Here is a 26,457-nt window from a genome sequence, read left to right on the forward strand (position 1 = left end):
CATGAAAATAAGGTGCCCTGATTTTCTCGGTGAAACAACCTTCATCATTTTGTAGAGAAGGAGTGAAATATGCAAATTCACAAAGTAGTGAGAATTTTGAGTGATTCATTTAATGAATGAAAAAAAGCGCTGGATGGCGTGTTATCAGCTTATTTAAGAGTTTTTTGTGCGTGGAAGATATTGTTGTTTTTTCGCGTATACGCCGTTTAGATGATAGTTTTTTTTCTAATTTTTTAATCAAAAATATCAAAATAAAAAAGTTTCTTTTTTTTGTTTTGCTGAGCGTTGACATTACGGTCTTGTTCATTTGTGAATTTCCCAATTTCAGCGAAATAAAAATTTTCCCGTGTTGACAGCATTTGCAGATTAGGATTAAAGTCTAGGTGTCGACAACGAAAAAAAGTAGAAAGGATATTACAAGATGAACGAGCAATTATTCAATGTACGCCAGATTTTTAATTTAAAACCCAAGACGCTCGAAAAGCGCCTTACTAATTTTTATCAAGAGACCCGTGATGAGAAAAGCACACTTAAATATTTAATTGCGATTCAAGTTCGTGATGAACTGGGCGTAGCGGATCTTTCATTTTTTATGAAGTCGCTTGTCCGCGACATTTTCTTAAAAACAAAAACTACCAGCGCTTTGCGCCGTTATTATATATATTTCAAGGAATACTTTGATGCAAAAGAATGGAAGCAGTTAACGATCCGCCTATTTTCTCTAAAGGATGTCGTCGTTAATAAATTAAAAGCTCTCTATACTCAATTTATTGAAGGACCCTTACAAGGGCTAGCTGGGTCTTGACGAGTATGATCAGAGGAAAATCGCTAAGCAAGGAGGCAAAAGATGCGAAAAGTAGTCGCTGTATTTGAAAATAGCCTAGGCAAAAAACATCACTGGAGCATGGATGAGCCAGCTTCAAATAAATCACCGAAAGAAATCAAAGCAGCGCTGGAGAAAATTACGACAATGAACTTGTTCGAAAAGGGGACGACAAGATTATTTCAAAAAGTTGTTGGGGCCAAATTTGTCGAAGTGACCGAAACACCGATATTTGGCGAGGTAGATGAAGCGGTTATGCCGGAGTGGTCTGCCCAATTTGCGGCTGACACAATCTCTGCTTATAAGATAGAAGAAAATTCCACCCTTGAAGTGTCTAAAAAGGGTTTTACGATACGGATTGCTGATGAAGGGGAAGCGGGTATCACCCAGATGGAGCTGGATTTTCCAGCAGAAGCAGATATTCTCACGATGTCGGAAGCTGAATTAACAACGATGGTTGCGGAGGTTTTACCGGAGCAGACGGTCCTAAAGGGGATTTCCTATGAAGAGCTGGAAAAACCAGCGCTGGCGTCATTAATTGCAGAAGCATCTGAGGGAGAAAATGTGGTCTGCACAGAGATAAAAGAGGAACCCAAAGCCAAAAAAGACGATCAGGAAATAGTCAAAAAGAGGAGAAGCAAACCGATCAATCATAAGCTGTTAGAACGCTTTAACAAGTATAAGCCTAAAGAATAGAGTCCGATCGGATCAAAATCCAACGTTGGTATTCGATCAATAGATAATTGAATAGGCTTATTAATAGTAGAGAAACGAGTTGTACCAGATATCTCTCGTTTATTTGTGCTGTTCTTTTATTTTCGAACCCTCCACTATAACACCAACCCTAAGTCCCTCTGCTAAGATGGAGACTGACGAAAGGGGAGGATTGGATGATATCAACGACTGAAGAGCACTATTTGACAGAGGTTACCAGCAAACTAAAACAAAAGATCAAAGAAGTTGAAGCGACGTTGGATACCAATGAGGCGAATTACAAAGAGCTGAAGCATTATACGATCGATTATAAAAATGAATTGGACAAATATGAAGTTTACAATCACCAGCAAAACTTGAAATTTATCGACAGTCGAAGCGTTTTGGAAGCAAATGTGCTGAAAAAGCTGAATTACCAAAAAGAGACACCTTATTTCAGCAAGATCGCTTTTCAATTTGCCGAAGACGACGAGTCGGAGGATTTTTATATCGGCCGTTACGGCTTTGCGGATCAGTACGGTGAACAGTTGATTTACGATTGGCGGGCACCGATTTCTTCGCTTTATTATGATTTTTCTCTTGGTGAGGCCTTTTACGAATCCCATAATCAAAAATTCCACGGAAAGCTGCAGTTAAAGCGGCAATTTGAAATTAAGAACGGTCGAATCAACTTTGTGGTGGATACTAATGATGCTATTAACGATGAGCTACTTATGCGAGAACTTGGCAAAAGCACCTCCAATGAAATGAAGACCATCATCCACACGATTCAAAGGGAACAAAACGCGGCGATTCGAGATACCAAGACCAAGAATCTGATCATCCAAGGTGTCGCGGGTTCGGGGAAAACGTCGATCGCGCTTCATCGCATGGCCTATCTGCTTTATCAGAAGAAGGAGGAATTGTCCGCGTCGGATATTTTGATCGTATCGCCGAATCAGGTGTTTGCGGATTATATTTCCACGGTTTTGCCGGAGCTGGGTGAAGATGAGCTGCCGCAAGTCGATATTGTCAGTCTTGCGACGCTGTTCATTGATGAAAAATATTGGATAACTAATCGTCAAGATGAGTTGAGAGAGGTCCTAGAAAATTCCAGTTCGCAGCAGGCAAAGAATTACCGCTATAAGCAATCAAAAGCCTTTTTTGAAAAGCTGCAAAGCCACGGCGAAGAGTTGAAGCGCCAGCTTTTTGCGGCAGAAATTAGGATCGATGATCAAAGGATCTCACCAGCAGAAATCAAGCGAGTCATCGATCAGCAGCCGGAGCAAAGTTTGTTTGAGCTTATCCAAGAGCTTTCTAGCTTCTTTAGTAAACGGGTATCGGAATTGCGCCGCGAAAAATTTGCCAAACAGCTAGAGCTGTACTTCAAGAAAATGATCCATACCACGGGCAGTTTAACCGACTACTACAAATTTTTAGCCGCAAACAATTTGGAATATGCCAAGAAAAAGCATGTTATCAGCTATTCCGATTTGTTTCCTTATTTATTTTTTAAAATAATGATTGAGGGGATCAAGCCCAATAAACAGGTTCAACATTTGGTGATCGATGAAATGCAGGATTATTCTGTCCTGCAGCTTTCGGTGATTGATCGCTTGTTTCCTTGTCAAAAAACGATTTGCGGGGATGTTCATCAGATGCTTGTTTCCACTGATGACGATTTTCTCGGTGAGCTTCAGACGGCACTTTCCAAGACGCGCTTGCTGAAATTCGTTACCAGCTATCGCTCAAGCTTTGAAATCATGGAATTTGCCAAACGCTTTATTGACGACAGCGAGGAAATCCAGCCGGTGGAGCGCCATGGAAAAGAAGTCGAGGTGCACGCCTACAATAGAGAATATTTAGCTAAAAAAATCAGGGATTTCAACGCAAGCGACCATAAATCTTGTGGTATAATTTGTCAGAATTGGCAGGAAGCAGCGAAGATCGAAACTGCTTTTCCAGAGGAGCAGCTGGTTCGTTTTGAAAAGGACACGAAGAAAATTGCGGAGGGGATCATTTTAACCACGCTGCAATTTGCCAAAGGCTTAGAGTTCGATCAGGTGATCTTGCCGGATATTCGTTCTCGCCAGCTGAAGGAAAAAAGCAACTGCCTGTATACCAGCTGCTCCAGAGCCTTGCATGAACTGACACTTTTAGTTAAAGATTGAGGAAATCAAGATGAAAACCTATAGTACCTCCGAGGTAGCAAACATTGTCGGACTACATCCGAATACGATCCGTCGTTACGAGGAGTGGGAACTGATCCCCATTCCTCCTAGGGCGGAAAACGGCTACCGTGTTTTTACGGATTATCATATCGAGACGATCAAAATCGCTCAAGTCGCCTTTCAAATCGAGGTGCTGCAATCGGGGCTGAGGCTGACAATGGTGGAGATGGTCAAGGCAGTGGCGCGCTATGATTTTGAAGAAGCGCAGTCTTTGCTTGATCGTTATCTGGAATTAGTCGATCAGGAAATCGCCGATGCCCATGACGTGATCAACGTAGCAGAAGAGCTGCTTGCCGGCAAAACGGAAGACGAACCGCTTTTACTTACCAGAAGCGAGGCGGCCGAGTATTTAGGTGTGACCTCTGAAGCATTGCGAAATTGGGAACGAAATGGGCTGCTTACGATTAAAAGAAGCAAAAATAATTATCGAACCTATGATAATGAAGACATCAAACGCCTAAAGATTATTCGTACTTTAAGGTCTGCGAAGTATTCCTTGGCGGCGATTTTGCGCATGCTGAATGCGATCGATCAGGAAAAGCAGGATACGATCAAAACACTGCTTAATCCCACCGGTCCAGATGACAGCATCATCACGGCCTGCGATAATTTAATCGACTCGCTGGAAAAGGCCAAAAGCAATGCACGGGAATTGAAAACGCAAGTGGCGGAAATGCAGGAACGTTTTTTCAATCAGAATCATTAAAAAAGCGTTTGCAACTTTTAATTACGTAGTGGTATAATTCTTGTGGAATGAAATATAAATGGATAGTGATTGCTTAGAGCAAGCTAAACCTGTTGATAAATCGAGCGTGAGGAGCGCTTTATTTGTCGACAGGTTTTTGACGTTTTTAGGAGCAATCACCCAAAATTTGAATGAAGTGAGGAAAAACAAATGGCATTTTCAAAGGATTTTTTATGGGGCGGCGCAACAGCAGCCAATCAATGTGAAGGGGCTTGGGACGTAGACGGCAAAGGGGAAAGTATTCCTGATCATATGCGTGCCGGCGGATTGCACAAACATCGGGTGATGACGCCGACGATCGAACCAGACGGCTATTATCCTAATCACGATGGGATCGATTTTTATCATCGCTATCAAGAAGACATCGCGTTATTTGCGGAAATGGGCTTTAAAGTTTTCCGTTTGAGTATCGCTTGGTCACGGATTTTTCCTAAAGGCGATGAGACGGAACCAAACGAAGCGGGTTTAGCTTTTTACGACAGGGTTTTTGATGAATGTAAAAAATATGGGATCGAACCGTTAGTGACGATCAGCCATTTTGAGTTGCCTTATGCGTTGGCTGAAAACTATGGCGGTTTCGCAAATCGCAAGACGATTGACTTTTTCGTAAACTATGCGACGACCTTATTCGAGCATTACAAAGATAAAGTGAAATACTGGCTGACCTTTAACGAGATTAACTTCGGCACGTTACCTTTGGGAGGCAGAAATCTATTAGGGATCTTGGATGAAGAGGACGATGAAGCGCGGCGTTTCCAAGCTTTGCATCACATGTTTATCGCCAGCGCCAAAGCCGTGAAGATCGGTCATCAGATCAATCCTGATTTCAAAATCGGCTGTATGCTGGCCTACATGACCATGTATCCGCTGACCTGCAAACCAGAAGATGTTTTGGCTAATCAAGAGCTGGTGAAAAAGCTGAATTGGTTCTGCGGCGATGTCCAAGTGAAGGGTAAATATCCTTATTATATGAAGAATTATTTTGCGAAGCATGATATTCAGCTGGAATTTGCAGCAGGCGATGAAGAAATTTTGAAAGAGGGCACCGTTGATTACTATACCTTCTCGTATTACATGACTAGCTGTGTGACGGCGGATCTTGATGAAAACGGCGACCGCGTCGGCGGTAATTTGTTTGGCGGCGTGAAAAATAATTACTTAGAAACGAGTGAATGGGGCTGGCAGATCGATCCGGTCGGACTGCGGTTCACCTTGAATGAATTATACGATCGCTATGAAATTCCGTTGATGATCGTGGAAAATGGTTTGGGTGCGGTCGATCAGGTTGAGGCCGATGGTTCGATCCATGATGATTATCGCATCGATTATGTTCGTCGGCATATCGAGGAAATGGGTAAAGCGGTGGAAGACGGCGTTGATCTGATTGGTTACACGCCTTGGGGCTGTATCGATTTGGTTTCCGGCGGAACAGGTGAAATGTCGAAACGCTACGGCTTCATTTATGTGGATAAAGATGATGAAGGAAATGGAAGCTTTGATCGCAGCCGCAAAGACAGCTTCTATTGGTATAAAAAAGTGATTGCGACTAATGGGGAAGATTTAGCATAATAAGACAAAAACCGAGAAGTTCTAGCGACTTGCCAGTAAAATTATAGACAAAAAAATTCCAAGCTCAACATCCGAGCTTGGAATTTTTAGATTTACACATTCATAGCCGCTTCATAGGCTGCCCAGATGGCATCCATGACATTGGTTGGTTTCTTGGCATCGCCGATCAAGTGGACATTCTCGGCTTGGATCGCTTGATAAAGGGCATCATCTGGAGTGTAGCCAACAGAAACGATGATGTCATCGGCTGGAATTTCATGTGCTTTCGGCATACCTTGAACGCCTAGAGCGAACATGTGCTGAGCGCGATTTGCGACGTTCGGATAGTTCTTGACCGTCTCTGTCACATAGGCGGTGCCGTCAGTGAATTTATCGACCACCGAATTTTTCAAGACTGTGACTTGATAGTAATCCAACAGCTCCATCATCATATTGTAATTGGCTGCGGATAAACCAAAGGCGTTCAAAATCGTTTCGCTGGCTTCAACGATCGTCACTTTCTTGCCTTTTTTCGCCAGATCGTAAGCAATTTCGCAGCCAGTCAAGCCGCCGCCGACTACCACCACATTTTCGCCTGCGATTTCTTTATAACGCAGCGCTTCAATGGCGTAAGTCACATGCTCATCTTCAAATCCAGGAGTAGCTAAGCGGCGTTCGTTTGCGCCGGTAGCAACGAAGATTTCATCGTAGCCCTTTGTTTGCGCCTCAGTGATTTCGCTGTTCAGCTGAACATTTATTTCCAGATCCTTCATTTGTTTCTTGTACCAAGCCAACAGCTGGCGATCGTCTTCTTTGAAATCAGGTGTTGCTGCGGCTACGAACACGCCGCCTAGCTGATCGGTTTTCTCAAATAAATCAACCGCATTACCGCGAATTGCAGCAACACGCGCCGCTTCCATGCCGCCGATCCCGCCGCCAACGACTAAAACTTTTTTCTTCGTTTCAGCAGGAGTCAAAGCGTAGCTCTTTTCCCGACCGCAGGCAGGATTAACCGCACAAGAAATATCCTTGAATTGGAAAATCCGTCCCAAACAGCCTTGATGGCAATAAATACATGGCCGAACATCGTCCAAGCGGCCGTCCGCAAATTTATTTGGTGCATATGGATCAGCCAGCAGCGGCCGTCCCATCCCCATGACATCTATTTTTCCGTCGGCGATCACTTGATCGGCCAAGGCCGGATCATCGAATCTGCCGGCACAAGCCACCGGAATAGAAACAACTTCCTTCACCTTCATCACATCTTCTAAATTGCAGGCTTTCGGCATATACATTGGCGGATGTGCCCAGAACCAGGAGTCATAGCTGCCGTTGTCGCAGTTCAGCATGTCATAGCCGAATTCTTCTAGCTTTTTCGCAACGATGAAGGATTCTTCATAATCACGGCCTTTTTCCTCGAAGGTCTCACCGGGAAGCGCTCCGCGGTTAAAGTCTTTCACATAGCTTTTGACACTGTAGCGCATGGAAACAGGGAAGTCCTCTCCGCAGGCTGCTTTGATGGCTTCAACGATTTCTTTGATGATTCGCAGACGATTATCTAGTGAGCCGCCGTATTCATCGGTCCGTCGGTTAAAGAAGGAGATGGCAAATTGATCCAGCAAATAGCCTTCGTGAACCGCGTGGATTTCAACGCCGTCGCCGCCAGCTTCTTGCACCAGTTTGGCGCCTTTGGCAAAGTTTTCAATATATTCCTTGATCTCTTCTTTGGACATACCGCGATCAGTTTTCGTCGGGTCCCAAACGTTTTGGATCGGAGCAGGAGCGGGGCAGATACCAACTAAGCCATGATTCGCCCGCCCAGTCAACGCAGTCAATTGAACGAATACTTTTCCGCCAGCCTCATGAACGCCATCCATCAAATATTTCATCTCTCTGACATAGCCCTCGGGATTGCTTAAAATACAAAAGCCCATATTCGCCACCACCGGCATCAAACCGGTAATGATCAATCCGGTGCCGCCTTTAGCTCTTTCAATGTAGTAATCGGCGCCTTCTTTAGTGTAGGCAACAGTCTCGGTACTCAATAAACGGGGCGAGAACACACCCATCGGCATCATTGCGATCCGATTGGGAATTTCAACAGAACCAACCTGCAGCGGGGAAAACAAATGCTTAAAATTTGCGGACATAGAACAATTCCTCCTTCATTAAATATAGTTGTGAAAAATTGAACAAATAGTATAATTTAAGTATAGGATATCTGATGAAGAACGCTATGATTTTGGCGCCCGAGGAATATAACTATTACGCGAGGGGAGCGGAAAAAAGCAGATGACAGAAAGAGGAATTCATTGCACACGATTTTCTAAATCACAGGATTATTCAAAGGGCTTGTCTCAGTTGAATTACCGCTACACGATCAATAGTCCCCAAGAAACCCTGTCTGTTTCCAGAATTTATCAATTGGACCGCATTGTTTTGACCCACAGTATCGTCGATCGTTCCCAAGGAATTTTCACCCGCTGCACCGAGGAGCAAAAAGGCTACTTAGGCTTTCGTTTTATCCGAAATGGCTTTGAACGGCACACAGATGGCACAAACACGAGTATTTTAAAGGATTATACGATCGGTATTTTCGATTTGCGGGCAACTAGCAAATACCAACGGGAAAAAAAGACGGAAGGGATCAATCTCTTTATTCAGCAGGATTGCCAAACAGAAAAGCTGCTGCCTGATTCAATGACCAGTCGGATCATCGATGCTGAAAAGGGGATGGGCCGAGTTTTATTAGAAATGATTTTTCAGATCGCCGAACAATTTTCCGCTTGCTCAGAAGAGGAAAACCGCTTGCTGTTAAAGCATTTCATCCAGCTCTTTTGCGAGTGGCTTTCCGAGACTGCACCTTTTTTAGAACGCAAAAATTACAATGAGCTGCTAGTGATCGCGACCGATTTCATGCGGAGAAACTTGCAGGACGATCGTCTGACGATCGAACAAACCGCCGACTATTGCCAGACCTCGATCCGCACGCTGCAAAAAGTTTTTCAAGTCGCTGATTTTTCCTTTAGCCAATATTTAAATGACCTGCGCTTGACGACGGCCGCGATCCGTTTGTATCAGACCAATGATTCGATTACAGCAATCGCCTTTCAATGCGGCTTCAACAATTCCGCCTATTTCAGCAAGCGATTCAAAGAAAAATATCACCTCTCACCCAACCAATATCGCAAGAAGATGCAGACGATGCCCAAAGCCGCCGATTTGGCAGACTGCCCCTTGTCAGCGAAATTTATTAATTAGATAAAAAAGGAGAGACCTGCCAGGATTTGATTGGCAGGTTTCTCCTTTTTAACTCAAGTCGCTCTTTTAATGAAGCAATATTCATCAAAGGGAACACTGGAGCTGTGATGAAATTCGACCAATTCAAAGCCGAAGTGCTGATAAATCGGCACATTTGCCTCACTCATTGTTTCAAGAACAATATCCATGTTCTTTTTTTTACACTCCGCCATAATCGGCGTCAGCATCTCACGCAAGAGTCCAGTCCCTTTAGCCTCTTTCGCCACGGCGATCTGGGAGATATAATAGCTGTTTTTTGAGTATTTCTTATGCCATGGGAGCGAGTAATGGATTTCTCCGATCTGCTTATTTTTTCGCATAAACTGCTTTTGCTCCTTTTTCGGGATCGTCCTGATGATTTTCCGAACTGGAAAGGAGCAGATAATTTGCCGCATCAAGGTAAAATCCTTTGAGGGAATTCCGCTGATGAGCCCCGCAAGCGGTTCGCCGTATAAACGAATTTCCCCATATTTTATCAACAGCGGCAGCTCTGCGATAATGAGCTTTTTGAGAAATGCTTCTTGATCCTCCATACCGTCCGTTAAAAAAGTAAAATATTCAAGCTTTGAAAAGCGTTCGTAAATAAAATCAGTCATAGCTGGTAAGTCATCGATTGTCGCCAGTCTCATGTGTGTCCTCCTAAAATTCAACTTGTTCATTCAGTATAGATAACATACACTGAAATAAAGCGGAAATTCTACTATAGTGGAATTTGAAGGAGGGAAAACGATGGAAGGAAAAATTTTTCGGGAGCTACGCAAGGATCGCGGGCTAAGCCTGCAGGACCTAGCCGATGAGATCAACAGTCGTTCCTTTATCAGTAAGTTTGAAAAGGGTGATTCGAAGATCAGCTTTCATCGGTTGGAGCATTTATTGGAGCGGCTCAATGTTTCAATGGAAGAGTTTCTTTATTTGCGAGCAAAGAGTCGCGGCGATGAGCCTTACGAATATCTTTCTGATCGTCCTTTTTACATGACCGGTCAATTTACCTATTATTTGAATCAAATTTTCAAATACAATAGAAAGACGAATGAGTCGCGGGATTTTTCCAGAGGAATCCAACAAATGGATGCACTGAAAAAGAACTTCAAGCACCAAACGCAGGGCGATGAGTTCTTGTTTCTTTTATGTCAATTGCTGAGTTTAAATTATCAGTTGAATGATGATCGGGATCAGGGGAAGACCGCAGTGATTGATGAATTATTCGCGGAGCTTCATCAACTGTCAAAGCCGGTTGTAAACCATCTCTATAATGTAGAAAATTGGGGCGTCTTCGAAGTGCAGATCTTCCGCTTTTTTCAATTCAGCTTTCCAGTCGAAACAGTCCATCAGTTGTTAAGAACAGCCGTTTCTCGAACACAGAAGGAAGCAGGCATTCAAATTATGCAGCAAATGAAGTTTGAATTATTATTCGGGTCCTGTTCGACGTTCATAAACTTTCGGAAATTGACATGGGCAAAAGAAGCGCTGGCAGAAGCCGAGACATTGCTTTATGATCAGGGTGATTTATTAAATAATACGAAGCTGCTTTTTTATCAAGGGTGGGTAAAAATCATTTCCGGCTCACTTGAAACAGGAAAACAAAACTGTGAACAGGCGATCTCAATTTTTCGCATCTTAAAGCAGCCTGGATCTCAACAGGCCTGCGAAGAGATGCTGCGGGGAATTCTGATCAATCAAGAAAATCCCAATAATTGGTTCGTTTTTTCATAGGAATGGTTAAGCGATCATCTTTAAAGAAGCCGGAGACTAGCTGATGAATAATTGGCTGGTCTTTTTGTTTTGCCGAAAATCAATTTTTCTAAACGAGTTAGACCAATCTTTCTAAATCTTCCATAAAAAAGTGAACTGCTGATCAAAAAAAGTCGCGTAAAACGACAGAATAAAAGGCTTTTCCGCATATGTTATCGATTTTTCGGTCAATCGGTTCAGTTCTTCTTGGCTTGTCAAAATAAAGCGAACCGACTTGGGATTGTAGATGTATCCGTTATCAAATATAGTGAGGATGTAAAGGAAAACCACAAGAAAGAGGTGAACTAAGTGCTGCAAGAAAGCATCGAAGAATCCTATATCCAATTGGATGTAGAAGCGGAAAATTTTGAAGAAGCGATCAAAAAATCCTTTGATCCATTAATCGAAAATGACGCTGTAACAGATAAATATGTTGAAGCGGTCATTCGAATTTATCAAGAGACGGGCCCGTATATCGTCATTACAAAAAATATCGCCTTGCCTCACGCACCCGTAGAGGATGGGGCCAACAAATTAGGTTTAGGGTTTGTTCGATTGAAAGTTCCAGTTGTTTCAGGGCATAAAACGAATGATCCTGTAAAATATCTTTTTCCTCTCAGCGCTAAGGCGAGCAATGATCATATTGAGCTGCTGTCAAAGCTGGCGGATTTGTTAAGTCAACAGCGTTTCATTGAATTTTTGGAAAAGGTGTCGTCAAAAGAAGAGTTTATTAATTATTTTAACCAGCAGTAGTTACTTAGAAAAGGAGCGAGTAAATATGTATAAAGCACTAGTAGCATGTCGTGCAGGAGTAGGTTCAAGCTTGATGTTAAAGATCAAAGTCGCCGAAGTAGTCAAAACCAATGATTTCCCCATTGAGGTTGAGCATTCATCACTTGATGGTGTTCCGGGTTTTAACGGAGAAATGATTATTACGTTACCCGATGTTGCTGAGGAATTGGTCCAAAAGAATCTGCCTTACAAAATAATCGGGATCGGCAATATCGTAGACAAAAATGAGATCAAAACAAAATTAGAGGCGGCCTTAGCTGAATTAGGGTAAGGAAGTTCATGGGAGGGAAATAAAAAATGGATTTTATGATCAGTTTCTTAAGTACACCGGCGGTCATGCTAGGGATGGTAGCGCTGATTGGTTTAGTAGCGCAGAAGAAAAGCGGGACCGAGGTACTGACTGGTACGTTTAAAACAATTATCGGGTTTCTAGTCTTCAGTGCCGGCGGGACGATCATGACCGGCGCGCTGCAAAACTTCAACCAATTGTTTCAAACCGGATTTCATATCCAAGGAGTTGTTGCTTCACCCGAAGCGGCAACCGCATTGGCTCAAACTGAGTTCGCCTTTGTGACTAGCTGTACCTTAATTGTCGGTTTCGTCATGAACCTGGTAATTGCCAGAATTACACCATTTAAAAACATCTTTTTTACAACAGGGCATAGTTTATTCTTCGCTTGTGTGCTTTCGTTGATTCTGAAAGCGCATCATATAGCGGATATTCCAGCAATTGTTATTGGCGGTTTATTATTAGGTTTCTTCTCGGCGGCCTTGCCAGAATTGTGTCAGCCGTTTATGCGTAAGATCACTGATAGTGATACGACCGCGATCGGTCACTTCAATATGATCGGTTATGCCTTATCTGGATACATCGGGATGCTTTTCAGCAAGCACAAAGAGAAAACAACCGAACACATCAACTTCCCTAAATGGTTGTCATTTTTCCGGGATTTCTTAATGGGTGTCTCAGTTGTCATGCTGATCTTGTTCTATGTTTCCGCACTAAAAGCCGGTCGTCCAGCAGTTGAAGAATTGGCAGGTACGCAGCATTGGTTAGTCTTCCCATTTGTACAAGCCTTTACATTTACTGCTGGCATGTCGATCTTGATGACAGGTGTACGGATGTTCTTAGCAGAAATCACGGCAGCCTTTGTCTCAATCTCTGAAAAATTTATTCCAAATTCTCGTCCAGCCTTAGACGTGCCAACGGTCTTTCCTTTTGCACCAACAGCTGTAATCGTCGGCTTCTTATCTTCTTATACAGCAGGCTTGATTGGAGTATTCATCATGGTAGCACTGAAATTTCCGGTAGTCATTATTCCAGCGGCTCACATTTGCTTCTTCTCAGGGGGAACCGCAGGGGTCTTTGGAAATTCTACTGGCGGATGGCGGGGAGCTGTTGTCGGATCATTTGTGATCGGCTTGCTGCTAGCTTTCTTACCGACGGTTCTCTATCCATTATATGGAACGTTGGGAATCGAGGGATCAACCTTCCCGAATATCGACTATAACGTGATGGGAATCTTGTTAGATAAAATCTTGTCACTATTTGGCAGATAAACCGTACAGACTTAGTGGGAAGCTGCTAAGTCTGTTTTCAAAAGAGGAGCGATCAAATAAATGGAAATCACCACAAAAAAACTGGATGCGTATATCGATGTACTTCAGCCGGAAATCAATGCGTATATCAATCGGCTAGACAAAGCAAAAGTAGTGGAGGCCTGTGAAGTCATTTCAGAATCAAAAAGAAATCACGGACGAGTTCATATCACTGGCGTAGGAAAACCAAGCCATGTGGCAGAATACATCGCCGCCTTGAATTCATCGGTCGGCACACCGACGTATTATTTAGATACAACAGAAGCGATCCACGGCTCGGCCGGACAAGTATTGTCAGGAGATGTAGTCATCGCCATTTCAAACAGCGGACAAACCGAGGAGCTGAAACGAACCGTTGAATCCTTAAAGCGATTGGATGCCAAAATCATTGGCGTCAGCGGTGGAGAAAACTCTTGGCTAAAGGATCACTCGACAGTTTTTCTTTTAGCAGGTGTCAACCAAGAAGGCGATGACCTGAATAAGCCGCCAAGAATCTCGATCATTGCAGAGATCATTGTATTACAATGTCTCTCGATTTTGTTGCAGCAGGAAGAGCAGCTTGACTTAGAAAAATATTATCAGTGGCATCCGGGCGGAGCATTAGGCGCATCAATCAAAAACTTGAAAGAAGTTGGCACGCAATGAAAATCACAGGAATAATCACAGCCATGGTCACACCCTTGTCAGAAAACGGCATCGATGAAGCGGCGACCCGCAAGCTGGTTAATAAATTAATTAATGACGGGGTCCACGGATTATTTATTTTAGGAACGAATGGGGAGTTTTACGCACTTAGTGAGGAAGAAAAGCTGACGCTGGTAAAAATAGTTGTTGATGAAGCCGCTGGGCGTGTCCCGATTTTTGCCGGCTCCGGCGGTATCTCCACCGAAGCGGTTATCCAGCTGACAAATCAATTTGCCGAACTCGGAGTAGATGCTGTTTCTATCATTACGCCTTATTTGATCAAAATCAACGATGAAGAATTGATTCAGCACTATCAAGCGATCGCCGCCAATACGAATTTGCCGATCATTTTATACAACATTCCGGCAAATACCAAAATTTCGATCAGCGAACAGGTTTTTAAAGAATTAATCAAAATCCCTAGGATCGCGGGAATCAAAGACAGCAGCGGCCAATTGGAAAATATCCAGATGTATCTGGATTTGAATGATCGAGCAGATTTCTCGGTTCTGGTGGGATCGGATTCCTTGATTCTTCCAGCTTTACAAAAGGGCGCAGATGGTGCGGTAGCCGCTACTTCCAATGTTTTGACTAAGACGGATTTAGGCATTTATCAAGCATATTTAGCCAACGATCTGGAAAAAGCAGCACGTCTTCAGGAAAGTATCAATGATTTCCGGCGCGTCTTAAAGCTCGCGACAGTTCCAAGCGTTTTGAAGTATAGCCTAGGATTGACCGGGATACCTGTTGGACCGCCGAAAAGTCCGGTTCGAGGAGTAACGCCTGAACTAGATACTGAGATCCGCAATACGTTAGCTCTATATAAAGAAATAGAAGGGATGGAAAAGCTGTCATGCAAAAATTAGCGACCTTATCACGAATTTATCAAGAAAAATTGATGGCGATCATCCGAGTAGAAACGATCGAACGAGCACAGGAAATTGTCGACGGCTGTCTCGAAGGTGAAATCTCCTGTTTAGAAATAAGCTATACGAATAAAAATGCCGGCGACATCATTGAACAGCTGAAGACGATCTACCAAGATAAAATCGTGATCGGCGCTGGAACGGTACTTGACAGTGAGACTGCTCGTCACGCACTATTAAAGGGAGCAGAATTCATTATCGCGCCGAACTTCAATCATGAAGTGGCAAGATTATGCAATCGATATCAAATTCCTTATATGCCCGGCTGCACATCAATGACAGAGATCGTTGAAGCTCTTGAAGCGGGAGCAGATATGGTCAAGGCCTTTCCTACATCCTCGTTTGTCGGTCCCAAAGTCGTTTCCACCATCAAGACACCGATGCCGCAGGTTCCCGTGCTTTCCTCAGGTGGGGTTACGTTGGATAATGTTGCGGATTGGTTACATGCCGGTGTGGATTGCATGGGTATCGGCACCTTATTATCAAAAGGGACACAGGCAGAAATTGCTGAGAATGCCCGCAGGCTGCGCCAAAAAGTTTCAGAAACGTTAAATTAACCAAAGACAGGAGGAAACGATATGCAGAAAATCGACCAGAGAACACGGCAAGTATTGATTAAGCTGATTGAAAAGCCTGTCATCTCACAAAAAAACTTGGCGAATCAGCTAAAGCTGTCTAAAGTTCAAATCGACTATGTGATCACAAAGGTCAATGAATCATTAACTGATGAAGGACTTCCTCCTGTTTGGTTTGATGGAAATTATTTTCATTTGGCAGATAGCAGCCGTTTGTTTTTAGTTGATTTCTTTTCTAGCGACAAGGTCTACCGCTATTATGAAATGGATATTGGCGAGCGAAAAAAATATATTTACCTGATGCTTTTCTACCATTGTGAAGAATACCTGTCGGTCAATCATTTTTTAGAGGTTTTGGAGGTAGGCAAAACTACCTTTATTAATGACCTAAAAAAGGTGGAAAAAGAATTAGAAACTCTCGCGATCAAAATAAAATATGATCGAAGAAACGGCTACTATCTGTCAGGTGATGAGGCTGTCTTGCGATACCATTTAATGAAGCTGGTTTTAGAGGATCTGCGTTCGGATAACGGCAGCTTTCTTTGGGATTATTTTCTCTTTAATGAAAGTGCGATCGAAAAAGAGCAGATGTTCCAGCAGATCGCCGCAGAGCTAGAGTACTACTCGATTGTACTGGTGGAAAATCGGCTGCTTGAATTCAGCTATATGCTGATCTTTTTGCTGCCGCGATTAAATAAAGAGTGGACAGAGTTTTATGACCGCTACAGCTTTCAGACCTTTTATCAGACGAAAGAATACGCCTTTTCTCAAAGTTTGCTAGAAAAATTCTCGGTGGAAAATAAATACGCGGCGCTATATATCTGCGGCTGGATGCTGGGTATGGCAATCGGCAACGCCGACGAGAGGACACCGGATTACTCGATTATCAATGAACTCGTCGAACGCATTTTTGACCGTTTCGAGCAGCTATCAGGCATTCGTTTCAAGGAAAAAAGTGTAGTAAGAAAACAATTATACAGCCATTTTCGACCAGCCTATTATCGGTTGTTTTTCCATCTGCCGATCATTAATCCATTAAATGAAAAAATCATTCAAGAATACCCCGATCTGTTTCAAATCGTTAAGGAAACAATGAAGCCAATCGAAAATTTATTCGGCACCTTGATACCTGATGAAGAGATTTCTTTTTTGACGATCCATTTTGCCTCCTTGATCAATGACAACGACGAGTATCAGGTTAAGCGAAAGGTCGGTATTATCGTATGTCCCAACGGAATAGGCAGTTCAGCAATTATTTATAACGAATTAAAAAATCTATTTCCCGAGATGATTTTTATTGGACCAATCGAAACCAATGAAATCTATCAAAAGAAGCAGGACTATGACATGATCTTTACGACGGTTCCCAATATGCGGCTGTATTCACTGAAAAAGCCTGTCTACACGGTCAATCCGATCATGTCGATCGATGAGAAGTATAATTTAGTCCAAGAGGTCCAAAATGGTACGAGAAATCTTTCAAATGACTATCAATTTGAGGAACTGCTGTCAATCATCAGCAAACATGCGAAAATCAATGATGAAACCGGCTTGCGAAAAGAACTGACCAAACACCTAAGACAACCAAACGCGATCAGCACGAAAGGACGTCCGGCGAATAGGGAGGAAAAAACCGATTTGAGTCTATCAGATATTTTATCTCCGGATTTCATTCAGTTAAAGCTTTCGACGAATAGTTGGGAAGAAGCCTTTTATGTCGCTGCTACACCTTTAATTGATGCAGAGATCGTGAGCCGCCGCTATATTGATAAGATCATCCAAACGACTTATGAAGAGGGACCGTATATGGTTATTTCTCATCATGTGGCATTACCCCACGCGCGGCCGGAGGATGGAGCGAAAAAAGTAGGCCTGGGAATCACGGTTTTGGATAAGCCAATCAAAATTTTAGGACAAACACCGATGAAATATATTTTTACTTTGGCAGCAGTAGATAATAAGCGGCATTTGACTGCTTTAGCCGAGCTCGTGTCCTTGATTGACCAGCCAGATTTTTTCCAAATGCTGGATCAGACAAACTCACCCGAGGAAGCCTTTCAATGGATTTTAGATTTTATTTAAATCAAAGACAGTTGTGTACAATAATCTAGCACAGCTGTCTTTTTTTCTCGTTACCTTTTCTACAAGCGCTTTCTTTGCCATAATCCCATCCATCTTGCATAATGGACGAAAACTTAAAGGAGTGAGCAAGATGGCAACGATGGTATTTGTTAATTACCCGGTAAAAGATGTAGCGGCCTCTACCAAATTTTATGAAGCACTTGGTTTTAAGAAGAATGAAGATTTCTCCAACGAACAGTCCAGCTCCATGATGTGGGATGATCATTTTTGGATCATGCTGCTGAATCATGATTTTTATAGTCAATTTCTAAAGGATAAAAAAATTACTGACACAAAAGGACAAAGTGGCACACTTACCGCATTTTCGGTTGAAAGTCCCGATAAAGTAAAACAAATTGCGGAAGCAGCGAGGGCTAATGGCGGAGATTATTTTTCAGTAGACATGGGTATTGAAGAAGATCAGATGTATAGCTTGGAAGTAACCGATCTGGACGGCAATCAGTTTGAACCGGTTTGGATGGCGGAAATCTAAGCAAAAATCACGGAGCAATCCGTGATTTTTTTTGCCTAAAAGGTTTCTAATGAATTATTGAGGGATCTTCGAGCGTTAAAATACCATTTTTCTCATTTTTTTACTATTCTTAATAAATAATAGAAGAGAGAGAATGCAAAGAATCTCTAGGGATGGGATGAGTAGATGCTTACAACAAAAAAAGATTTTTTTGAGGAGCTGTTTGATCGCGGGACGTTTCATCAACGCCGGATGGTTTTATTGCTCAATGATCGAAATGGCCGGTGGGTCACTCGCGAATGGCTGAGTGAGAAGCTGGGATTGAGTAAAAGAATGACTTTAAGTGTCATCAGCAGTCTGGCTGAAAAAATCGCTGATCTGCCCTCAGAAAAGTTTTCTTTTCAGCAATCTAAAGGCAAAGGTGTTCGGCTAGTTGTCGCCTTAGATGCGGATGTTTACTACCTCGTAACGGAGATCGTGCGAAACTGTTCGACGGTGGTTCTGTTAAGGGCGTTAATTGTCGGGGAATTTGACAGTGTCCGAAACTATGCCATGCAGCACTTCATCAGCGAATCCACGGTTCGTCGAGATTTAACTAAGGTCCAAAGGCTGCTGGCGCGCTATCAGCTCGAGGTAGAAAGAGAAAATTTCCAATTGCAGGGAGAAGAGTATCAGATTCGGATGTTTATGGTGATCTTTTTCTGGAGTATCTATCGCGGAAGCAGCTGGCCGTTTAGCTATGTGGATGAACAACTGATCGATGATTATGTCGATGAAGTGCTGAATAGTGAATTTACCGTGTATCCCAATATCCCTTATACGTATAAAAAGCAGTTGGCCTATATTTTTGCGGAGACAATTATTCGAACAAGAAAGGGCAATATTTTAAAGATGCCCGCTGAACTGGAGAAACAAATAACCGCGAATGCGTTGTACCCGGGATTCGAACGAATCATGAGTCGGCATCAAGGGACGCTCAATACAAAGCAAGCGGAGATTCCCTTTTTCTTCTTAGTTTGGGTGTCGATGTCTAAAACCATTGAAGTGTTTAAAGAAGCGATCGTGGATGATTTATTTCAGCAGCAGCAGAATCAGGAGACCGAGATTTTTAAGGCAACAGAATTAATGCTTGCTCGCTTTCAAGATGAGTTCTTTCCTATTAAATATGAAGATTATTTGCGTTTTCGCAATTATATTTTAAGCAGTCATTTCTTTGCGATGTACTTTAAAGGCTTCAACACAGATATGACCGGGAATACCTATCACTCGATCTTTGCTGAACGCTACCCGCAATTGATCGAAAAGACTGATTGCTTTGTGGAAGAACTGTATGCGGAATCTAAAAACCCTATTTTCTTGGAAAAAGAATTCCTATTGATCCCATATTTAAAGAATATTTTATTTTTTGATGCTCCATGCAAGTACGAGGTTCCGATGACGATGTTAGTTGAAAGCGATATGCCCAGCCTGATGACCAAAAGCTTCATTCGGCAATTACGCGGCTATTTCAGCTATTTATATAATGTAACGATCACTGATATTTTTGAGACGAGCAATCAGCATGCGGATGTCTTATTAACTACCGGGATCTTGAAGGATTTGAAAAAGGCCTACTCTGAGGCGCAGGTGGTAGTTGTCAGTAAAAAGTTATCAATGACAGATTTAGCACGAATCAATCAGGTACTAGAAGAAATATCAGCAGAAAAACGAAAAAGCTAGTTTTTTGCTTTTCAAAAAACGTTCCAGAACGGCGCACTTTTTGAAAATTACACCAAAAAAAATTTGGTATAACTGAAACTAGTTGAAAAAAATGACGTATGAGGTGTGAAAATGTTAAACAAAAAAGTCTTCGAAAAGCTCATCTACAGCTTTATGACTGTGTTGATCCTGATTAATTCGCTGACACCGTTAACCGCTTTGGCAGAGACGACAAATCAGCCTGCTTTGAAGCTTGAAAAAATCAGTAAAGGACAAACGGACGATCAATTAGATGTGGTGATTGTGACTGAAGGGGATCAAGGAAGCGAGAAAATCACTGCTTCTCAACCTGTGATTCAGCAAGCAGTTTTGGAACAAGCCGGAAAGTCGCTTCCGCTCACAGTCGAGAACGAGCAAACGATCGTTGTACCTATTTTGGCAACTGGAAGTGGAACCCTTCATTTAACAGTAAAAGATCCAAATGGACTGACGACATTTGAGCTGCATCACCAGCAGCAAAAGCTTTCCTATGAATTTGAACAAAAACCGGAGCAGACTTCGGATAAAACCATCGAAAGCACTGAAGCCAGCAGCACAGAAAAAACGGCAACGACTAGTTCGCTAAAAGAAGAAACCGCAAGTTCAGCAGCTGGAAACCAGTCGCAAACTTCAGAAACAGCGAAAAATGAAGCTGATAAACAAAAGAAAGCGGTCCGCGCAGAAGGTCCGACCGACATTCGCGAGTATTTTCCAAATGGCGACGGCACAATCCTGACCGAATCAAATCTGGTTTATTTGAATGAAAATGGTGATGTGGTTGAGCCGCCGGTAACGGCTGAAACAACTGTACGGATTTTCTATTCATGGAGTATCCCAGAGGATGTGCGTCAGCAAATCGAGCCTGGTGATTACTTTGATTTCAAATTGCCGGAAGAATTGCGGCCAAAGCAAGTTCAAACCGGTGAACTAAAAAATAGCGATGGAGAAGTTTACGCCAAATATACGATTGATTTAGACGGCAATATTCGTTTTGAGTTTACTGAAGAGGTGAAGAATCAAAGCGACATCAATGGAAACTTTTTCTTTGATACAGAATTTAAAAAGGAGCACATTGACGGACCGGGAGATATCACGATTCATTATCCTGTCGAAGACGACCTGCCGCCAGTAGATATTGAAATTCGCCCCAATACCAATCAATCGATCGACAAGGAGGGTCATTTCGATCGTACCCCAAATCCAAGCAGTGTAGAGTGGACCGTAGACTTTAATCAATCAATGAATCATTTGGACGAACCGACGATCACAGAAAAATGGCCGGAAGGAATTGAGTACAAATCGGTCAAAGTCATGGAACTGGTCATGAATCTAGATGGTACGGTCAAAGAGGTTGGGCGCGAGCTTAATCCAGACGAATACACAGTGGATGCAAATGGCAACGTAACAATCTTGGGAGAAACCAATAACGCCTATCGGTTAGTCTATCAAACGGACATTAGTGATTCTGCGAAGCCAGATGAAGGCGGAAAGGTCAGCTTTACCAACAACGCGCAGCTGACAGATAAAAATAATGATGACGGGATCGATGCGAAGGCCACGGTCACCACTAATTTTGGCAAACCAGTTGAAAAAGACATGGTGGGCTATGATCCCAGCAAACAGGAATTTGAGTGGGCGATCAAGTATAACTATAATGAAAAGAAAATTTCGAAAGACGATGCGATCATCACAGACACGATCAGCAAGAATATGGATCTCGTGGACGGCTCGATAAAGCTTTATCCGATTACCTTTGATGAAAACGGAAAAGAAGTTAAAGGCGAACCGCTGTCTGAGGGAACGGATTATGTGTTAGAACCAAATCACGATGGTGAAGGCTTTGTTATCAAATTTTTACACGACATCGATGGTGCGGTAAAAGTCGAATACAAGACGACAGTCAATGGAATCGTCACTGATCCGACACAAGTCACGAACAATGTGACGACTGGTACTGGAAATACCGATGGCGATAAAGGAACGGCTCAGCAGCAAAATGTCATCAAAGACATTACCGATATAAATTATGCGGATAAAAAGGTCGGCTGGAAGATCAGCGTCAATAAAAACCACTATCACATGGAAAATCTAATATTAACCGATACCTATACACCAATCCCTGGGTTATCCATGGCGATTAATGATGATTTGACGCCGGATTTTGAGATTCGCGATGTTACTAAGAATCAAGTGTTGGTACCTGGTCAGGATTATACGCTGGAATTGTTGACAAATAGCTCCGGTACGAATGAGATCGGCTTTAAAGTCGTTTTCAACGGAGATTATAATCCGACTGACTCAGAGCTGGAGATTAACTACCATACGAATTTTGATGTCAGTCTGTTAGATCCTGTAAATCCCAACATGGACCGCTTCAAGAATAATATGCAGGCTGACTGGAAAGATGAACACGGCGGCAAGCATACATCTGATGACGATAAGGATTTTAAACCAGAGGACCCCTTCCAATTAAATGCCCAAAAGAGCGGTATCTATAATGCTCAGACGAAACGAATTAAATGGACGATCGCGGTCAATCACAGTCGTAACATTTTAAATAATGCTCAATTATTAGACCAAATAAAAGAAAATCAAGACTATGTTGCAGGGTCAGTCAAGGTCTATGAAGCAGAAGTCAGTAAAGACGGAACCGTGGTCAAGAAAGAGCCAGAAACAGTGGTTAATGATGAGATGAAACAAATTGAGGAGCCAAGCAGTTCCAATGATCAGACCTTGCAGATTGATTTTCCCGATAATGTAGATAAAACCTATTTGATCGAGTTTGAAACTTCTGTTGAAGGAAAAATCATCGCTGGCTCTAACCAATATACCAATGTCGCTCAATATGAAAATGATGGGGATGAGCGCGATGTGATTGGAGAGGTCGGGATCAAAAATGGCGGACAGTATGCTCAAAAGACTGGTGCACAGGATAGTGAAGATCCCGATTACGTCAATTGGCAAGCAGTCATCAATCCGTCGCAGTCGACTTTGGATCATGTCGTCATTAAAGATGAACCTTCAGACAATCAAGTGATTGATCCAGATTCGATTAAATTATATGAAACTACCGTAGCAGAGGATGGAACGATCACCCCGAACTATGACAAGCCGCTGAAGGAAAAAACGGATTATACCATTGACGTGACAACTGATAACGAGACCGGGAAACAGGTCATGACGATCCAGCTAACTAAAAAGATCGATACAGCCTATCAGTTGGAATATCGCAGCTACATCACTTCAACTACTAGCGGGAATAAAGATACCGTTTCAAACAAAATTACGGTCTCAGGCGACAATGAGCAAACAATCTCAGGCGGCGATGACAAAGACGTCACCGTGGAGATCAACCATAGCGGCGGTTCAGCAACTGGTAAAAAAGGGAAATTAGTGATCCAAAAAACTGAAGCGGACGGAAAAACACCGTTAAGCGGAGCCAAGTTCCAGCTTTGGAACACGACTAAGACCCAGCTTATACGGGAAGGCGAAGTAAACGAGAGTGGTCAAATCATTTTCGGCAACCTGCCCTATGGCGAATACCTGCTGATTGAAACGGCTGCACCAAAAGGCTTTACGATTTCAGATGATTTGGTTGATGGCCGCCGTATCACAGTGGATGATAAAACATCGGCAGAAAACGCGGCAGCCTTAACGATTCCAAATGAACGCAATAAGGTCATTTTGCAAAAGACTGACGAAAACGGCGAGCCCATCAAGTTTGGCGGCGATATCCAAACCGGGGCACGATTCAAGCTGGAACATTTCAGCAATTTAATGCCGAATCATTCACTTTGGGAACCTGTGGAATTAAATCCGGATCGATTAAATAGTGATGGGCTTTTAGTAATCGATAGCTTGCCGCTTGGTCTTTATCGTATTACCGAGATCGAAGCCCCCAACGGATATATTTTGAACAGTGATCCAACCGTATTCGTGGTTTACCGCAACAGCAATCACCAAATACCGACGATTCATCTGGATTACAAAAATTACCAAGGCTCCGCTGAACTTATCAAAAACGACAGCGAGGGCAATCCGCTGGCAGGAGCCGAGTTCGACGTGATCGACAGCACCGGTAAAAAAGTGAACCAGCAGCCATTAGTCTCACAGGCAGACGGAAAAGTGACTGTGACGGGATTAGCACCTGGCGATTACAAGTTTGTCGAAACCAAAGCACCAAATGGCTATGTCATCAACACTACAGAAGTCCCCTTCACGATCGAGGAGACTTCTCATGACAAACCTGAAACCGTGACGACTCAGCCAGATGGCTCAGCACTAGAATTAACCAACTATAAAGGTTCTGTAGAATTTGTGAAAAAGGACCAATCGGGCAAGCGATTAGAAGGCGCGGAATTTAATCTGCTGGATAGCAACGACAACAAAATCAACCAAGCGCCAATTAAGTCAGACCACGAAGGAAAGGTGCATGTTGATAATTTAGCCCCAGGCAATTACACCCTTGTTGAAACGAAGGCGCCAGAGGATTACTTAATAAACGAAAAGAAAATTCCCTTTACGATAGATGCCTCGCATAAGGGAACAATATCGACGATCGAATTATCAGACTTTATCAACTACCAAGGCGCATTCCAGATCGTCAAACGCAATACAGATGGCGAAGGATTGGTAGGTGCCGAGTTTACCCTTTATCAAGAAGATAAAACAACCGTGGTACAAAAAGCCGTCAGTGATAAAAACGGAACAGTCACATTTAATGATTTAGCGCCGGGAACGTATTACTATCAAGAAACCAAAGCTCCGACAGTGGCGGATGGCTCTGATTATGTGATCAATCCAGCGTTAATCAAAGTTGTTATTGATGATCGTGCAAACGGCAAACCAGAGATCGAAGAATTAGGAGATTTTCAAAACTTCCGCGGAAAAGCACAAATCACCAAAGTTGGTGACGGTGGCTCGATTGCTGGCGCTGAATTCAAGCTGTTCCACATTGAAAATGGAGATCAGAAATATGTAAGAACGATCGTGGTACCTGAAGATGGAATTTTAGATATTTCTGGTTTAGGCGCTGGCTACTACATGTTAAGAGAAGCTAAAGCAGCTCCCGGTTATATTGTTAATGAACAACCGATTTACTTTGTCGTAAAGGAAAATGCGGATCAAGATCCTAATGTTGATAATCTTGACTTCAACAATTACGAGTCCGGCGTGGTTGGTCGAAAAGTAAATGAACAGAAGGAAGCCTTAAAAGGGGCAGAGTACCAAGTTTATCGAGCAAACGCCCAGAATCAGCCAGAAGGTGCGCCGCTTACAGTGAAAGATCGTGAGGGCGATGAAATCACTAAAGTCACCACTGACGAAAAAGGCGAGATTTACTTCCAAGGTTTAGAACAAGGCCGCTATGTCCTTGTTGAAACCAAAGCACCGGAAGGCTATATCTTGGATACCAAGCCTCATCCCTTTGAAATCACAGGCCAGATAGGCAAACCAGACAAAGTTAGTCTGGGAGATTTCATTAACTATCGTGGTTCTGTTACAGTCACGAAAAAAGGTGAAGATGGCAAAGTGTTGCAGGGCGCCGAATTTGAAATTCAGGACGACAAGGGTCAGGTCCAAACAGTCCTAAATTCAGCAGGCAAAGAAACTAAGAAACTTACTTCGGACAAAGACGGAAAAGTTTTTGCTACTGGATTGGTTCCTGGTGAGTATCAATTAGTCGAAACAAAAGCACCAAAGGATTATTTGTTGAATAAGAAGAAAGTTTTCTTCAATGTTTCGGCGAAAGCATCAGATAAACCAGAAACGATCGTGTTAGCTGACTTTATCAACTATCAAGGCTCTGTGAAATTACAAAAAGTTTCGCAATCAGATAAAGCTTTGGCGGGTGCGGACTTCGGCTTGTATCACGCAGACGGCCAGCAGGTTGATGAGTATACTTCTGATCAAAACGGTCAAATCTCAGTGACGGGACTTTCACCCGGCGACTATTACTTTAAAGAAGCAAAAGCACCGACAGGCTATACCATAAGCAAGGAAAAGCGTGAGTTTACCATTTCTTCTGCTAAAGAAAATCAACCAGCGACAGTCGATGCAGGAAAATTTGTGAATAAGGAAATTCCAAAAGCACAAAATTCAGCCAAATCAACACATCGATCCAGCGGGTCAAGTCGTCCTTCGGGAACAACAACAGGAAGTTATCCGAAGACGAACGATACTCGCAATCCATGGTTACTGGCAGCAGGGATTGTTGTCATCATCGCAGCTGGAATTCTTTATTTCCGAAGAAGGAACAAATAATTAAGAAAGGACCAAGCACTGTTTTCGCTGCTTGGTCCTTTTAGGTGGTTGCTTCTTGCTTTCACCTCATGGTATGATTTTCGTTGAACTGGAAAACTGGAGCTAGGGTTCCGCTCAAACGAGGACTGCGACCGAGGGCTTCATCTTTTATCAAATGTAAAAGGCACCTATTGATATAAAAAATCCGAGGGGAAAGGTTCAGTGTATTTGTGATGCATT

General features: G+C 42.8%; 19 protein-coding genes. 17 read left to right on the forward strand and 2 right to left on the reverse strand.

Features of this window, described 5'->3' with window-relative positions; genetic code table 11:
- The first annotated feature begins 421 nt into the window (after positions 1 to 421).
- From FFR60_RS01255 to FFR60_RS01275, 5 genes are all read left to right on the forward strand, one after another.
- Positions 422 to 805 (forward strand): hypothetical protein, encoded by a 384-nt coding sequence (locus FFR60_RS01255; RefSeq protein ID WP_088934972.1) that lies wholly within the window; start codon positions 422 to 424, stop codon positions 803 to 805.
- Positions 806 to 847: 42 nt separating this feature from the next.
- Positions 848 to 1,519 (forward strand): DUF2922 family protein, encoded by a 672-nt coding sequence (locus FFR60_RS01260; RefSeq protein ID WP_137662655.1) that lies wholly within the window; start codon positions 848 to 850, stop codon positions 1,517 to 1,519.
- A gap of 194 nt (positions 1,520 to 1,713) precedes the next feature.
- The gene (locus FFR60_RS01265; RefSeq protein WP_137662656.1) at positions 1,714 to 3,687 is read left to right on the forward strand and encodes a HelD family protein; all 1,974 of its coding nucleotides are present in this window, start codon (positions 1,714 to 1,716) and stop codon (positions 3,685 to 3,687) included.
- 10 nt (positions 3,688 to 3,697) lie between these two features.
- Positions 3,698 to 4,453, forward strand: a complete 756-nt coding sequence (locus FFR60_RS01270) for a MerR family transcriptional regulator (RefSeq protein WP_137662657.1) — start codon at positions 3,698 to 3,700, stop codon at positions 4,451 to 4,453.
- Between the two features lie 189 nt (positions 4,454 to 4,642).
- On the forward strand, positions 4,643 to 6,061 hold the full coding sequence (locus tag FFR60_RS01275; protein WP_137662658.1) for a glycoside hydrolase family 1 protein: 1,419 nt from the start codon (positions 4,643 to 4,645) through the stop codon (positions 6,059 to 6,061).
- A gap of 92 nt (positions 6,062 to 6,153) precedes the next feature.
- Here FFR60_RS01275 and FFR60_RS01280 read toward each other — a convergent pair whose 3' ends face one another.
- Positions 6,154 to 8,190, reverse strand: a complete 2,037-nt coding sequence (locus tag FFR60_RS01280) for an FAD-dependent oxidoreductase (protein ID WP_137662659.1) — start codon at positions 8,188 to 8,190, stop codon at positions 6,154 to 6,156.
- A gap of 142 nt (positions 8,191 to 8,332) precedes the next feature.
- On the opposite strand from FFR60_RS01280, the gene FFR60_RS01285 reads away from it, so the two are divergent.
- The gene (locus tag FFR60_RS01285) at positions 8,333 to 9,301 is read left to right on the forward strand and encodes an AraC family transcriptional regulator (protein ID WP_137662660.1); all 969 of its coding nucleotides are present in this window, start codon (positions 8,333 to 8,335) and stop codon (positions 9,299 to 9,301) included.
- Positions 9,302 to 9,354: 53 nt separating this feature from the next.
- On the opposite strand, the gene FFR60_RS01290 is transcribed toward FFR60_RS01285, so the two are convergent.
- Positions 9,355 to 9,969, reverse strand: a complete 615-nt coding sequence (locus FFR60_RS01290) for a GNAT family N-acetyltransferase (protein ID WP_137662661.1) — start codon at positions 9,967 to 9,969, stop codon at positions 9,355 to 9,357.
- Positions 9,970 to 10,069: 100 nt separating this feature from the next.
- Between FFR60_RS01290 and FFR60_RS01295 the strand changes: the two genes are divergently transcribed.
- The 11 genes from FFR60_RS01295 (at position 10,070) to FFR60_RS01345 (ending at position 26,238) form a co-directional block, all read left to right on the forward strand.
- Positions 10,070 to 11,053 (forward strand): helix-turn-helix domain-containing protein, encoded by a 984-nt coding sequence (locus tag FFR60_RS01295; RefSeq protein ID WP_137662662.1) that lies wholly within the window; start codon positions 10,070 to 10,072, stop codon positions 11,051 to 11,053.
- Positions 11,054 to 11,380: 327 nt separating this feature from the next.
- Entirely contained in the window at positions 11,381 to 11,824 is a 444-nt protein-coding gene (locus tag FFR60_RS01300) for a PTS sugar transporter subunit IIA (protein WP_137662663.1), read from the forward strand.
- Positions 11,825 to 11,849: 25 nt separating this feature from the next.
- On the forward strand, positions 11,850 to 12,134 hold the full coding sequence (locus tag FFR60_RS01305) for a PTS sugar transporter subunit IIB (protein WP_137662664.1): 285 nt from the start codon (positions 11,850 to 11,852) through the stop codon (positions 12,132 to 12,134).
- A gap of 26 nt (positions 12,135 to 12,160) precedes the next feature.
- Positions 12,161 to 13,423 carry a PTS ascorbate transporter subunit IIC gene (ulaA, locus tag FFR60_RS01310; RefSeq protein ID WP_137662665.1) on the forward strand — a complete coding sequence of 421 codons (1,263 nt, stop codon included), beginning with the start codon at positions 12,161 to 12,163 and terminating at the stop codon, positions 13,421 to 13,423.
- A gap of 60 nt (positions 13,424 to 13,483) precedes the next feature.
- Positions 13,484 to 14,107, forward strand: coding sequence for an SIS domain-containing protein (locus tag FFR60_RS01315; protein WP_137662666.1), 624 nt, complete (start codon positions 13,484 to 13,486; stop codon positions 14,105 to 14,107).
- On the forward strand, positions 14,104 to 15,012 hold the full coding sequence (dapA, locus tag FFR60_RS01320; protein WP_137662667.1) for a 4-hydroxy-tetrahydrodipicolinate synthase: 909 nt from the start codon (positions 14,104 to 14,106) through the stop codon (positions 15,010 to 15,012). Before FFR60_RS01315 ends, dapA begins: the two co-directional genes overlap by 4 nt.
- Entirely contained in the window at positions 15,000 to 15,629 is a 630-nt protein-coding gene (locus tag FFR60_RS01325) for a bifunctional 2-keto-4-hydroxyglutarate aldolase/2-keto-3-deoxy-6-phosphogluconate aldolase (RefSeq protein WP_137662668.1), read from the forward strand. The genes dapA and FFR60_RS01325 overlap by 13 nt, the downstream gene beginning before the upstream one ends.
- Before the next feature lie 21 nt (positions 15,630 to 15,650).
- Positions 15,651 to 17,729, forward strand: a complete 2,079-nt coding sequence (locus FFR60_RS01330; protein WP_137662669.1) for a BglG family transcription antiterminator — start codon at positions 15,651 to 15,653, stop codon at positions 17,727 to 17,729.
- A 130-nt stretch (positions 17,730 to 17,859) separates the two neighbouring features.
- A complete protein-coding gene (locus FFR60_RS01335) occupies positions 17,860 to 18,261 on the forward strand; it encodes a VOC family protein (protein WP_088934984.1) in 402 nt (133 codons plus the stop codon).
- Positions 18,262 to 18,426: 165 nt separating this feature from the next.
- Positions 18,427 to 19,959: an AcpB/EbpR/MafR family transcriptional regulator gene (locus FFR60_RS01340; protein ID WP_137662670.1), complete on the forward strand. Its 1,533-nt coding sequence runs from the start codon at positions 18,427 to 18,429 to the stop codon at positions 19,957 to 19,959.
- A gap of 111 nt (positions 19,960 to 20,070) precedes the next feature.
- Positions 20,071 to 26,238 carry a SpaA isopeptide-forming pilin-related protein gene (locus FFR60_RS01345; protein ID WP_137662671.1) on the forward strand — a complete coding sequence of 2,056 codons (6,168 nt, stop codon included), beginning with the start codon at positions 20,071 to 20,073 and terminating at the stop codon, positions 26,236 to 26,238.
- Positions 26,239 to 26,457 lie beyond the last annotated feature (219 nt).

Origin of the sequence: Enterococcus hulanensis (assembly GCF_005405485.1) — a bacterium.
Classification (GTDB): Bacteria; Bacillota; Bacilli; order Lactobacillales; family Enterococcaceae; genus Enterococcus_A; species Enterococcus_A hulanensis.